The sequence below is a fragment of the Rhodococcus sp. 05-2256-B1 genome (assembly GCF_002258465.1).
Classification (GTDB): domain Bacteria; phylum Actinomycetota; class Actinomycetes; order Mycobacteriales; family Mycobacteriaceae; genus Rhodococcoides; species Rhodococcoides fascians.
Map to the genome: position 1 here is coordinate 1 of NZ_NOZA01000029.1, position 12,495 is coordinate 12,495.

At 64.4% G+C, this 12,495-nt stretch carries 13 protein-coding genes; 8 read left to right on the top strand and 5 right to left on the bottom strand.

The annotated features are described in order from the left end of the window. Positions 1–630: 630 nt before the first annotated feature. From CH285_RS16980 to CH285_RS17015, 8 genes are all read left to right on the top strand, one after another. On the top strand, positions 631–2,697 hold the full coding sequence (locus CH285_RS16980) for an MMPL family transporter (protein ID WP_027494152.1): 2,067 nt from the start codon (positions 631–633) through the stop codon (positions 2,695–2,697). A gap of 28 nt (positions 2,698–2,725) precedes the next feature. Continuing rightward, entirely contained in the window at positions 2,726–2,977 is a 252-nt protein-coding gene (locus CH285_RS16985; protein ID WP_027494151.1) for a YgaP-like transmembrane domain, read from the top strand. 42 nt (positions 2,978–3,019) lie between these two features. Further along, on the top strand, positions 3,020–3,439 hold the full coding sequence (locus CH285_RS16990) for a DUF302 domain-containing protein (protein WP_027494150.1): 420 nt from the start codon (positions 3,020–3,022) through the stop codon (positions 3,437–3,439). After that, positions 3,439–4,212 (top strand): sulfite exporter TauE/SafE family protein, encoded by a 774-nt coding sequence (locus CH285_RS16995; RefSeq protein WP_027494149.1) that lies wholly within the window; start codon positions 3,439–3,441, stop codon positions 4,210–4,212. The genes CH285_RS16990 and CH285_RS16995 overlap by 1 nt, the downstream gene beginning before the upstream one ends. A gap of 79 nt (positions 4,213–4,291) precedes the next feature. After that, positions 4,292–4,561, top strand: a complete 270-nt coding sequence (locus tag CH285_RS17000; RefSeq protein WP_027494148.1) for a metal-sensitive transcriptional regulator — start codon at positions 4,292–4,294, stop codon at positions 4,559–4,561. Positions 4,562–4,618: 57 nt separating this feature from the next. After that, positions 4,619–5,980: an MBL fold metallo-hydrolase gene (locus CH285_RS17005; RefSeq protein WP_094642857.1), complete on the top strand. Its 1,362-nt coding sequence runs from the start codon at positions 4,619–4,621 to the stop codon at positions 5,978–5,980. A 73-nt stretch (positions 5,981–6,053) separates the two neighbouring features. Beyond that, a complete protein-coding gene (locus CH285_RS17010; protein ID WP_027494146.1) occupies positions 6,054–6,476 on the top strand; it encodes a DUF6153 family protein in 423 nt (140 codons plus the stop codon). Positions 6,477–6,561: 85 nt separating this feature from the next. Beyond that, a complete protein-coding gene (locus tag CH285_RS17015) occupies positions 6,562–7,206 on the top strand; it encodes a DUF305 domain-containing protein (protein WP_008720034.1) in 645 nt (214 codons plus the stop codon). 106 nt (positions 7,207–7,312) lie between these two features. On the opposite strand, the gene CH285_RS17020 is transcribed toward CH285_RS17015, so the two are convergent. The 5 genes from CH285_RS17020 to CH285_RS17040 all read right to left on the bottom strand — a co-directional run bounded on the left by CH285_RS17020 (position 7,313) and on the right by CH285_RS17040 (position 12,343). Further along, on the bottom strand, positions 7,313–9,496 hold the full coding sequence (locus CH285_RS17020; RefSeq protein ID WP_094618301.1) for a heavy metal translocating P-type ATPase: 2,184 nt from the start codon (positions 9,494–9,496) through the stop codon (positions 7,313–7,315). Positions 9,497–9,530: 34 nt separating this feature from the next. Further along, positions 9,531–9,761 carry a heavy-metal-associated domain-containing protein gene (locus CH285_RS17025; protein WP_027494143.1) on the bottom strand — a complete coding sequence of 77 codons (231 nt, stop codon included), beginning with the start codon at positions 9,759–9,761 and terminating at the stop codon, positions 9,531–9,533. Positions 9,762–9,917: 156 nt separating this feature from the next. Further along, positions 9,918–10,778, bottom strand: coding sequence for a hypothetical protein (locus tag CH285_RS17030; protein ID WP_094642859.1), 861 nt, complete (start codon positions 10,776–10,778; stop codon positions 9,918–9,920). Positions 10,779–10,849: 71 nt separating this feature from the next. Continuing rightward, on the bottom strand, positions 10,850–11,182 hold the full coding sequence (locus tag CH285_RS17035; RefSeq protein ID WP_170949153.1) for a helix-turn-helix domain-containing protein: 333 nt from the start codon (positions 11,180–11,182) through the stop codon (positions 10,850–10,852). 3 nt (positions 11,183–11,185) lie between these two features. Further along, positions 11,186–12,343 carry a tyrosine-type recombinase/integrase gene (locus CH285_RS17040; RefSeq protein WP_212669313.1) on the bottom strand — a complete coding sequence of 386 codons (1,158 nt, stop codon included), beginning with the start codon at positions 12,341–12,343 and terminating at the stop codon, positions 11,186–11,188. Positions 12,344–12,495 lie beyond the last annotated feature (152 nt).

Below are 12,495 nucleotides of genomic sequence, written 5' to 3' on the forward strand. Positions count from 1 at the left end.
GCAACTGCGCGGGTTCACAGAAACTCGCGGACGATAGCGGCGCAACTCGCGCGTGGGTGGAGCATCAACCCCTGAGGGACAACCGCATTCGCAGACTGGCGACCATCAAACGCCTCCTGCGGCCGCCAGCACAGCCTCGCGTTGGATCCGGCAAAACCACTGCCGTCTACCGATCGGCTCCGGCCCACCCCTTCCCTCATACCCCCACGGGTACTTGCATACCCCCCTAGGTATGTGTCACAGTAGTGATGTACCCGCCAGAAAGGACCGCCATGTGCTACCCCGTCCCGTGCCCGGCATGCGGTAAGACCACCTGGGCTGGCTGCGGTCGACATGTCGACAGCGTCATGAAGAACGTTCCGCGGTCGCAGCAGTGCTCCTGCTCCATGGAGACACCCGCCCCAGCTACACGCGACAACTTCTTTCGTTCCCTGTTTCGTCGCTGACCCCCACCCCAACAGCACTCCACTGCATTTCGCAGGAATCTCTGGGCGTCTTCAACACTTCTGAATACCCCCACCCGTATTAGGAGAAGCAATTGTGACCAAGCCCGCTACCGCGGCGGCCACCGGCCGCCACGACCGCCATCGGCCACCGGCACCCGGCGCACTAGGCCGCCTGGGAAGCACGATGGTCGCCCGCCGCCGGTGGGTGTTCGGCATCTGGCTGATCGCCCTCGTTGCACTGGGATCGGCTGCACCATCGGTGTTCTCATCCTTGGCCGGGGCCGGCTGGCAGGCCAACGGTTCCGAATCCGTCCAGGTCCGCGAGCTCGCCCAGCAGCATTTCGGCGGCAATTCCTCTGCAGCAGTGCAGGTGGTCGTTCACTCCGACACCGCCACGATCGAAGACGCAGCGATGCAGCAGACACTCACCGACGTCGCGGCCGTATTCGACGGTGACACTCGCTTCGGTGAGGTCATCGCCCCCCAGCCGGGCATGACGATCAGTCCCGACGGTCACACCGGCATCTTGATCGCCGGCGCAAACGCGAGTACCGACGACATGGTCAAGGCCGTCGACGAGGTGAAGGGCGAGCTGACCGAACTCTCCGGCGACGGCATCGAGGTCTACCCGACCGGATCCTCCGCACTGTGGTCGGACTTCAACAAGGCCAACCACGACGCCATGATTCAGGCCGAATTGTTCTCCTGGCCGGTCACTTTGGCGATCATGGTGCTCGCGTTCGGCTCCCTCGTCGCCGCGGGATTGCCGCTGCTACTCACCGTTGCCGGCCTGGTCGCATCCGCAGGCGGACTCGTTCTGCTCAACGGCGTCACGCCGATCTCGGTGTGGGCGATGAACTTCGCGATGATGTTCGCCCTCGCCCTCGGAATCGACTACGCCCTGTTCATCGTCGCCAGGTTCCGCGACGCACTGCGCAACGCCGATCCACGTGCCGCGGTCGCCGAAACCATGGACACCGCAGGCAAAGCCGTGGTCCTGTCCGGTCTGACGGTCTTGGTGAGCCTCTCGGCCGTCCTGCTCGTTCCCGCACCGGCGGTGCGCACCATGGCCGTCGGCATCATGCTCGCCGTGACCTTCGTGCTGATCGCCACCATGACCCTGCTCCCCGCAACCCTGGGTGCACTCGGTTCCAAGGTCAACGCCGCCTCCCTGCCCTACGCCAAGCGCCAGCAGCACCGCTCCCCGAAATTCGCAGCCTGGGGTGAACTGCTCCACAAGCACCCCTGGCCGTTCGCTCTGGTCTCCGTCGGCATCCTCATTGCGCTGGCCCTTCCGGTCCTCGGACTGAAAGTGGCGATGCCCTCGATCGCCGTCGTCCCCGAAGACGCACCGGTTCGCCAGGGTTACGAGCTCGTCCAGGCCCAGTTCGGTGCCGGCGCACCCGGCGCACTGCAGATCGTCGTCCCGTCCGCGGATGCCGCCGCGACCGCCACGGCAGCCAGTACCGTCGACGGGATCTCGATGGTCACTCCGCCCCAGCCTGCCGCGGACGGCTCAAACTACTCACTGCTACAAGCACTTCCCACCGTTGACCCCTCGGACGAGAGAATGGGCACCATCCTCGGTGACCTGCGCGCCGAACTCCCGGAGTCGGCGTTGGTCGGCGGTGCCCCAGCGGAGAACCTCGATCTGCAGCAAGCACTGAACGACTACCTACCGCTGGTGATCGGTATCATTCTGGCGCTCGGTTTCATCCTGCTGCTCGTCGCCCTCCAAGCACCGCTGATCGCGATCCTCGGCACCGCAGTCAGTCTGCTCTCGACCGCCGCAGCGTTCGGGGTCGCGAAGCTGATCTTCCAGGACGGGCACGGCGCATCACTGCTCGGATTCACCCCGCAAGGCTTCCTCGACGGCTGGGGTCCGGTGTTCTTCTTCGCGATGATCTTCGCCATCGCCATGGACTACACAGTGTTCCTGCTCGCCACCGCGAAAGAGCACTACGAGAAGACCGGGGACCCGAAAGCCGCTCAGGTCGACGGCCTCGCCCACTCCGGCCGGGTCATCTTCGCCGCCGCCGCGGTCATGGTCGCAGTGTTCTTCACCTTCGCACTCTCCGATCCGCTCCCACCGAAGGAGATGGGCATCATCCTCGGCGTCGCGGTACTGCTCGACGCCTTCTTGATCAGGCTGATCCTGCTGCCGGTCCTGCTGCGTTTGAGCGGACACGCCGCATGGTGGTCACCGGCCTGGCTGCGCAAGGTGTTGCCCTCGATCAGCTTCTCGCACTGACCACCCTTACAACCCGAACGGAGCAATCATGATCGATCCGAACACCACTCGCTCGTCCGCGTTCGCGGGCTGGCCGATCGAACGTATCGTCCCCGCCCTCGCCGCCGGCGTCACCGCCACCGGCCTGGCCCTCGGCGAACTCCACGCACCGCAGTGGCGACTGCTCAGCGCGTTCGCTGCCGCGAACCTCGCCCTTTACGCAGCGGTCGGCTGGTGCCCGGCCAGCGCGCTTCTCACCAGGGTGGGCGTGCCGAGTATTCGCCAGCCCCGAATCGGGTAGGCCCAGATCACCGCAGTTCGACGACCGAAAGGAACTTCCCTTATGAACATCGCACTCTCGACCACTCTGACCGACACCGACTTCGACACCGCAGTCGACGCCGTCAAAGCCTCCCTCGCAGATCAGGGCTTCGGTGTTCTCACCGAAATCGACATGCAGGCCACGTTGAAGGCCAAGCTCGGCGAGGACATGGAGCAGTATCTGATCCTCGGTGCCTGCAATCCGTCCCTCGCGCACCGCGCCGTCGGGGTCATGCGCCAGATCGGCTTGCTGTTGCCGTGCAATGTCGTCGTCCGCGCCGACACCTCCGCTTCCGGATCGGTCATTGTCGAAGCGATGAACCCCGACATCATGGTCCAAGCGACCGGCGAGCCAGCACTGTCCGACGTCGCGGCCGAGGCCACCACCAAGCTCCAGGCCGCCATCGACGCACTCGGTGGCCAGGACGCAGCCCACAGCTGATGACCCTGACGCTGGCACTGGTCCTCGGCGTCGCCGTCGGCATCCTGCTCGGTCTCCTCGGAGGCGGCGGGTCGATCCTCGCCGTCCCGGTTCTCGTCTACGCCCTGGGAATGGACCTGTCGGAGGCGATACCGACATCGTTGCTGGTGATCGGTGTCGCCTCGGCGACCGGGGCCATCCCCAAGGTGCGGGCGAAGCTCGTCGAATGGCGACTGGCGGCGATCTTCGCGGCCACCGGTATCGTCGGCACGCTGGTCGGCAGCGTCCTGGGCAGGCATCTGCCCGAGGCCGCAGTGATGATCGGCTTCGCGATCGTCATGATCATCGCCGGGGCGCGGATGCTGCGCAGCACCGATGATGTCGGAACCGCTTGCAAGACAGGAAGTTCCGGGATCGATTGGCGGCGATGCGCACCACGGTCCATACCGACCGGGTTCGGGGTCGGTGTCCTCACCGGACTGTTCGGCGTCGGCGGAGGATTTCTGATCATCCCCGCTCTGGTGCTGTTGCTGGGAATCGAGATGAGTGTCGCTGTCGGAACGTCGCTGGTGGTCATCGTCGCCAACTCCGCCGCCGGACTGATCGCTCAGGCCGACGGGCTCGGCGGGAACTGGCCACTGACAGCCGCGTTCGCCGGTGCGGCGATCGCAGGCTCGCTGGTCGCCGGAAAACTGAGCACACGCATCGACACCGACAAGCTGCGCACGTGGTTCGCCTACCTGGTGTTCGCCGTCGCGGGCTATGTACTTGTCGACACCCTCGTTCTTTCATGACCGACTGCACACACCGAACCGATGCCCCCGGGGGTAATCTGGAAGGACTACCACCATCACACACCCTCAGGAGACCGCAATGATCGGCGACGAAGACAGCATCGCATTGGTACTCAACCGTCTGCGCCGCGCACACGGCCAACTCGCCGGTGTGATCGGCATGATCGAGAACGGACGCGACTGCAAAGACGTCGTCACTCAACTCGCCGCCGTCTCCCGCGCCCTCGACAAAGCCGGATTCAAGATCGTGGCCACCGGCCTTCGTGAATGCATGACCGGCGACACCGCAGACAACAAAGAGCCCATGACCGAAGCAGAACTGGAAAAGCTCTTCCTCGCACTGGCCTGAACGAGGACGTTTCACGTCAGAAACGAGGCCGACCCGATTACACCGTAGGAGTACCCCGTGAGCACCACCGATCCAGACATCGCCATCATCGAAACGTCGAGCCTCGGCGACCGCAGCTACCTGATCAGCCACGACGGCATCGCCGTCGTGATCGATCCCCAACGTGACATCGACCGCGTCCTGGCACTGGCTACGGAGAAGAACGCCGCGATCACCCACATACTCGAAACCCACATCCACAACGACTACGTCACCGGCGGACTCGAACTCGCACGCGCCACCGGAGCCGAATACGTTGTGCCCGAGGGTGACCCGGTCGAATTCGAGCGACGGGCAGTGGGGGACGGCGATGTCGTCGACGCGGGATCGGCGACGTTTCAGGTCATGCACACCCCGGGCCATACACATCATCACGTCAGCTACGTACTGCAACTCGGAGACGAACCGATCGCGATCTTCACCGGCGGCTCGATGCTCTACGGATCCACCGGCCGCACCGACCTACTCGGCTCCGAACACACCGACGAGCTCACCCATGCCCAGTTCCACTCGGTCCGTCGAATCGCCGCCGAACTCCCCGCCGACGTCGAGGTCTACCCCACCCACGGATTCGGTAGCTTCTGCTCCGCGACCCCCACCAGCGGCGACTCGTCGACCATCGGTGAACAGCAACAGTCCAATCCCGCGCTGACCCAGGACGAACAAACCTACGTCGACGAGTTGATCGCAGGACTGTCGGCCTACCCCGCGTACTACGCCCACATGGGCGTCATCAACACCGAAGGCCCCGCACCGATCGACCTGTCCACCCCAGAACCCGTCGACCCCGACGAACTACGCCGCCGCATCGACGACGGACAATGGGTCGTCGACCTCCGCGCACGCACCGCCTTCGCTGCCGGACATCTCGACGGTTCCCTCGGCTTCGAGCTGTCGACGACATTCGTCACCTACCTCGGCTGGCTCTACCAGTGGGGTGCGCCGCTGACCTTGATCGGCGACACATCCGATCAAATCGACGAGGCCACAAGGGAGTTGGCACGTATCGGCATCGACCACCCCTCCGGCTCCGCTGTCGGAGAGATTCATTCGCTCGCCAGCGACGGGCGCGTACGGTCCTACGAAGTGTCCGACTTCGCCGGACTCGCCGCAGAGGACTCGGACATTGCAGTGCTCGACACCCGTCAACAGTCCGAATACGCGGACGGCCACATCCCCGGTGCGATCAACATTCCCCTCCACGAACTGCCACACCGACTCGCAGAAGTTCCCGACGGCAAAGTGTGGGTGCACTGCGCCTCCGGCTATCGCGCCTCGATCGCGGCCTCACTACTCGACCGGGAACATCGCAGCGTGGTGCTCATCGACGACGACTACAACCGCGCAACAGATCTCGGACTCGACACCTCGAAGACATGACGAAATGCTTCGACGACCGAACGCGACGAGACAGGCGTACCCCCAGGGGGTATATGTTGGTATCATCGGCCGCATGCACTCAGTGAATCGGCACGGTCGACGGGGCACAGCTCCGACGGCAGCTTTACTGATTGCACTGACGGTGTTCGGTGTCCTGTTGATGCATTCGGTGACACCGATGTCGATGCCCGTGACCGGCTCGATGTCCACATCGATGAGCGGCGGCCATGCCTCGTTCGCAGCACCGTCCCACACGGACGCCACGGTTCCGGTGATGACCGGGGAACATGACTGCCCGTCGGGGCACCAGATGATGCATCCCTGCGTCGGCACGACGGTGTCGTGGCCCGCGCTGACGGTCCCGGCGATGAGCGCAGCCCTCGACCTGGCGCCGACATCGGTGAACCGGATCATTGGACGGGCCGACTCCACGCTTGAGCGTGCGCCGCCGTGGACGTTATGGGAGTTGGACAGATCGGTGACCTTGCGAGTGTGACAGGGAGCCCGGCAGACGCGTGTCTGTCGGCGGATCGAACGACATCCAATTCTCTGCACTACCCACTCTTGCAAGGAGTTTCCTCATGCGTACCAAAGTCATTGCCTCGATCGCTGCTGCCGCCGCGAGCGCGTTCCTCGTCGTCGGCTGTAGCGACAACGCGGCCGATTCGTCGATGGACGGCCATGCGATGGGATCGATGTCCTCGGCACCGATGTCCTCGGCCCAAGCAAGCGCGTCCGCAGAGTTCAACGATGCCGACGTGATGTTCGCGCAGATGATGTACCCGCATCACGCCCAAGCAGTCGAGATGGCCGACATGGCGAACGGCCGCACCGACAACCCGGAGGTGCTGTCGCTGGCATCGGCGATCGCCGCCGCGCAACAGCCCGAGATGGACCAGATGACCACCTGGCTCACCGAGTGGGGCCAGCCCATGCCCGACATGGACAGGGGTGACATGGGTGACATGGGTGACATGGGCGGGATGGACCACAGCTCCGGCAGCGGCATGATGACCGCTCAGGACATGGACGCGTTGATGGCAGCGTCGGGACCGGAATTCGACCGCCAGTGGTTGACGATGATGATCGCCCACCACACCGGCGCCATCGAGATGGCCAACACCGAAATCGCAGACGGTTCCAATCCTGACGCCCTGGAGATGGCCCGCACCATCGTCGCCACCCAGCAGCAGGAAATCGACACCATGCAGCGGCTGCTCGGCTGACCCGGCCCGCTATAGACAACGATGGCCGCATCCTCTCCGGCGGAGAAGGTGCGGCCATCAACGTTCCACAATTGTCAGGGCTGCGTTCCCGGTACGAGATCAGCTCTCACAGTGACGGTGTGCGCTGCGACGGAGGGTTGGAACTCCCCTCGTTCACCGCTCCGGTGATGGTGTCGGGTGTGAGGTCGAGTCGACGCAGTAATTGTGCGTTCGCAGCGACGATGATCGTCGACAGCGACATCAGGATCGCGCCGATCGACATCGGCAGCACGAACCCGACCGGCGCGAGCACTCCTGCCGCGAGCGGAACCGAGATGAGGTTGTATCCCGCTGCCCACCAGAGGTTTTGCTTCATCTTTCGGTACGAGGCGCGCGAGAGTTCGATCACCGACAACACCGACCTCGGGTCGTCGCTGGCGAGGATCACTCCGGCCGATGCGATTGCGACGTCGGTGCCGGCCCCGATCGCGATACCGACATCGGCCTGCGCCAGAGCCGGGGCGTCGTTGACTCCGTCGCCGACCATCGCCACCGTACGGCCTTCGCTCTGGAGTTCAGCGACGTTGTGCGACTTGTCTTCCGGTTTCACCCCGGCGAAGTAGCGGTCCACACCGAGCTCGGTGGCGACGGACTTCGCGACGGCGTCGGCATCACCGGTGATCATCACGACCGCGATTCCTCGCGCGTGCAGCGCGTCTACCGCAGTGCGTGACTCGGACCGGATCTCATCGGCGAGCGCGAGGGCACCGATCACGGCCCCGTCGGCGAGGACGTGCAGGATGATCGCCCCGTCCCCGCGCCACCGGTCGGCGACAGCGAGTTCGGATCCGTGTTCCTGCTCGAGCAGTGCCGGCCCGCCGACCTGGATCCGGACGCCGTCGACGTCGGCTGCGACCCCGACGGCGGGGGACGACTGAAAGCCGGCTGCAGCCGGGACCGTCAGGTTCCGCGCGCGTGCGGCCTCGACGATGGCACGGGCGAGTGGATGTTCGGAATCTGCTTCTGCGGCAGCGGCCAGCGCGAGAACGTTGTCGGCGGTGCGCCCGCCGGTCACCTCGACTGCGGTGACGGTGGGTTCACCCTTGGTGAGGGTCCCGGTCTTGTCGAACAGCACGGTGTCCACCGTGCGCATGGTTTCGAGTGCGAGCCGGTCCTTGACCAGAACACCGCCGCGGGCGGCGCGTTCGGTGGCGATGGAGACCACCAGCGGAATCGCCAGTCCGAGTGCGTGCGGGCAGGCGATGACCAGCACGGTGATGGTGCGGATGACGGCGTCGTCGGGCATCCCGGCCAGAGTCCACACCGCAGCGGTGATGATCGCGGCACCGAGAGCGAACCAGAACAGCCAGCCAGCGGCGGTGTCCGCGATGCGCTGAGCGCGCGAGGTCGAGTTCTGGGCGTCGGCGACCAGGCGGCCGATGCCGGCGAGGGCGGTGTCCTCCCCTACTGCGGTGACCTTGATGCGGAGACCGGAGTCGGTGGCGACAGTGCCGGCGACGACTTGGTCGCCGTCGCTGCGGCGGACGGTGCGTGATTCGCCGGTGATCATCGATTCGTCCATGCTCGCCGATCCGGAGACGATGGTGCCGTCCGCCGGTACGCGGCCGCCGGGGCGCACGACGACGACATCACCGAGCTGCAGCTCGGACGGGGGCACCGGCACCACATCGTCGCCGTCGACGCGTTCGGCGGTGTCCGGAAGCAGCGCCGCCAACGAGTCCAGAGCGGAGGTGGTCTGCGCGAGGGATCGCATTTCGATCCAGTGCCCGAGCAGCATGATCACGATCAGCAGGGCCAGTTCCCACCAGAAGTCGAGCTGATGATCGAGCAGGCCGAGGCTTGCTCCCATCGACGCGACGAATGCGACGGTGATCGCGAGGGCGATGAGCAGCATCATTCCCGGTGCACGTGAACGGATTTCGCTGACTGCTCCGGAGAGGAACGGGGAACCGCCCCAGGCATACATCACCGTTCCGAGCACCGGGGAGACCCAGGCGATCCACGATGAGTCGGGCAGTGAGTATCCGAGGAGCATCGCGAACATGTTCGAGGCAACGATCACCGGAAGGGCGAGGACCAGCATGATCCAGAACAGACGACGGAACATGCCGACGTGGTCCCCATGACCGGCGTGGCCACCGTGACCGGTATGGCCTTCGTGACCGGTATGGCCTTCGTGTTCCTTCTCGCCATGGCCGGAGTGGGCTGCGCTGTGTTCGGATGCATCGTGGCCCGGCAGCGTGCCCGCTGTCTCGGCTCCGCCAGCGTCGGCATGTGTGTGGTTGTTCATCGCGGGAAATCCTTCTCTCCACCAGGTTCAGCGGTTACGCGGTGCGCGAATCTTTGGGTTGCGGTTCGACTGTGTATCCAGCCTCGCGGACAGCTGCGATGACACCGGCGTGGTCGGGCACGTCAGCACTTGTCACCGTCAGAGTTCCCGCAGCTGCAGATGCCTCGACCGTGTCGACTCCTGCAACGGTGCTTACTTCCTCCCGGACTGCCGCTTCGCAGTGACCGCAGGTCATGCCCGTGACTTTGTAAACCGTGGTGATCATGTCGCGCTCCTCTGGCTGCTTAGATACCCCCTGGGGGTATCTCGATGACATGTCGACCATACCCCCTCCCCGTATGTTTCGGAAGGCCGTTGGCTGCGTCGAGTGGCTTACGAACCTGCGGCGAAGACCAGTCCGTTGGCCGAACTTCGGATCGAGTCATGGTGCGGTGGGGTCTACGTCGAATCGGCCTGGGTGCGCAGTCCTGACATAGCGGACCGCAGTGGTGGTGCCGGTACCGAACACGGTCATCAGGGCAACTGGGTCGCCACTGTGGGCGGCCTCGTCGAGGATGCGATCGACACGCAGTTCGCGGGCGGTGATGCCGAGGTCACGGAATGGCCGGGTGATGTAGTGGCGACTGCCCGGCAGTGCGGTAGGCGCAGTTATCCGGGTGATCAGCAAGTACGGATTCGTGCTGGTCGGCCACCGCAGCTGACGGTAGATCAGCCAGTCGCGGAGCACCTCAGCGGTGAACTCGTCCAACCAGAACGTGTGGCGGGTGTGCGTACGGGTGACGGTTGCTCGTCCTGCCGAACGGTCGAGATGGTCGAGTCGGAAGCCGATGACCTCTTCGATCGTCAGCGCGTGGACCGCGACGAGCGCCAGAATCACCCGGTCATCGGGCCTGCTCAGCTGATCGAACAGCCCATGCACGCGGTCGGACGGCAACGGTCTGAGGATCCTGCGGCTGTACCGACCAGCGACCTCTCGGGCAGGGTCGGCGAAGATGCGACGTTCGCGTTTGAGTCCGCGGAAGAGCGACCTCAGGGCCGTGTGCACGTTGTGTCTCGACTGCCCTGAGTGACGGCTCAGCGCGCGCTCGATGTCGACAGTTTCGACAGATCGCAGGCTTTGGTGTGTCTCAGCCCATTCGTGCAAGACCGGTTGCGCGAAATTGAGATAGAGGGCAATGGTCACTTCCGTCAGCGGTCTGGACTTACGTCGACCGCGGCCGCCCAACGCAGTGACCCACGCCTGCACGTCGTCGCGGAACTGCGCGGGTGTTTGCTCGATCATCCGTATGGTGCGCTCGGTGTGCCGGGCGGCATTACTTGCCGCCACCCCATCGGCAGGGTTTCGTTCCGACATCAGTTGGGAGGTGGGACGCGGCGGGCTCCGCGCTTCCTGGTCCCGGTAGCGGGTGCGGCCGGGCCCGACCGATCACCGATTGCGCGTGCTGGAGCTGCGTCGAGATCCACGCTGTGAACAGCTTCCGCCAGCATCAGATCACCGACAGTGCAGTTCAACGCCGCACAGATCTTGTCCAGGTCATCGAGACGGATCGTGACCGGCGCCGAAGACCACAGGGCCGCAGTCTTGCTCAGTGACGGGTGGAAGTCGACCTGCTCGAATGCTTTGAGTAGCTGCGTCGGACGCCAGATGTCGCGTTGCGCCGCGACCATGCGCAGGTTCCATTTCATCTTCTAATTCTCCGTACTCAAGCGCCGCACGGCGCGTTGTGTCGACTCGATGACAGACCGTTCCGGGTCGGCTCCGGCCGACGCCAAATAGCCCACAGTGGTGCTCGCCCATTCGTGGCCGAGCATCTTCTGCACATCCCACAAGGGCATGCCTTGTTGGTAGTTGTGGGTGGCGCAGGCGTGACGCAGCAGATGGGGGTAGAGCTCCCGCACCGGGCCGTTCAGATGAAGGTGCGACGCAGCTTTGAGATTGCGGCGGAAAGTCGAGGGCTGAATCGCGGGTGCAACGGCGAGGTTGAGCGCCGCGACGGCGGTCGGCAAGCGTTCCGATGGCCACAACGGTGCGCCCGCGTCGGTCGGGTCGTCGCTGAACTCGCCCCGGATCTGTTCGAGATACCACCACAGCAGCTCTCTCCCCTCTTCGAAGAGAAACGCTTGCCGTTCGCGTGGACCTGATCCGCGAGCGCCCTTACCCACGACGACGAAGCGGCCCCACTGTCCCGCTTCCCAATGAATGTCGCCGATCCTCACCGCACACAGCTCCGACGCGCGCGCACCGGACAGGTACGCAATCTTCGCCATGGTGTAGTCGCGCGCGCTCACGTGGTACTTGCGTGAGCGCGGCAGGGCCTCTCTCCACTCGGCGAAGAACGCTGTCATCGCTCGTCGAGTGGGAGGAATCCGCAGCGCGAAATCACCCCTGTGTCTCGGCCGGTTGAACGGGTCGACCGGCGACTCGACACCGACACCGAACGCTCGGAGCAGCTCACCGGCGTAGCGGTGCTCGAGGAATCGGTAGTAGTTGTCGATCTGAACTGTCTTCTTGCGGATGGTTGCGTGACTGCGCTTACCGGGACCGGCAAAGTACTGATCGAACTGCTTCTGGGTCAATCGCCATGGCACACAATCGAAGTAATCGCATATCTCGATCACGGGATACATGATTCTCTGCAACGTCGCCGGGCTCAGACCCGCCACATCTCTGGCCCATCCGTATTCGACCAGCGTGTTACGGAAGAAGTCGTGTTCGTCGTCCCCTGACGCCGACGCCAGCCGCTGCAGCGATTCGACGTCCGCAAGTTCCCCACTGCCGACCCGCGCGGCACTCGATGCGCCGTCGGCAGCGATACGTCGCTGCCGACGAGTAGCGAAATCTGACACGAACAGTGAACTTATGCGAGGAACTCGCAGAATCTACGAGTAACTGATGAAATTTGAGCGACCACGGAATGAAGAAGAATCGTTGCTCTGACCAGGGAACCTGGGCTTACACCGGTTCCTGGCAGCCGATCGAACCCGTGCGGACTCCAGTG

Coding starts and splice junctions, on each gene's coding strand:
- CH285_RS17020 (WP_094618301.1), bottom strand. CDS start 9,496: ATGAACAACCACACACATGCCGACGCTGGCGGAGCCGAGACAGCGGGC.
- CH285_RS16985 (WP_027494151.1), top strand. CDS start 2,726: ATGATCGATCCGAACACCACTCGCTCGTCCGCGTTCGCGGGCTGGCCG.
- CH285_RS17000 (WP_027494148.1), top strand. CDS start 4,292: ATGATCGGCGACGAAGACAGCATCGCATTGGTACTCAACCGTCTGCGC.
- CH285_RS17025 (WP_027494143.1), bottom strand. CDS start 9,761: ATGATCACCACGGTTTACAAAGTCACGGGCATGACCTGCGGTCACTGC.
- CH285_RS17015 (WP_008720034.1), top strand. CDS start 6,562: ATGCGTACCAAAGTCATTGCCTCGATCGCTGCTGCCGCCGCGAGCGCG.
- CH285_RS17035 (WP_170949153.1), bottom strand. CDS start 11,182: ATGAAATGGAACCTGCGCATGGTCGCGGCGCAACGCGACATCTGGCGT.
- CH285_RS16980 (WP_027494152.1), top strand. CDS start 631: ATGGTCGCCCGCCGCCGGTGGGTGTTCGGCATCTGGCTGATCGCCCTC.
- CH285_RS17010 (WP_027494146.1), top strand. CDS start 6,054: ATGCACTCAGTGAATCGGCACGGTCGACGGGGCACAGCTCCGACGGCA.
- CH285_RS16990 (WP_027494150.1), top strand. CDS start 3,020: ATGAACATCGCACTCTCGACCACTCTGACCGACACCGACTTCGACACC.
- CH285_RS17030 (WP_094642859.1), bottom strand. CDS start 10,778: ATGATCGAGCAAACACCCGCGCAGTTCCGCGACGACGTGCAGGCGTGG.
- CH285_RS16995 (WP_027494149.1), top strand. CDS start 3,439: ATGACCCTGACGCTGGCACTGGTCCTCGGCGTCGCCGTCGGCATCCTG.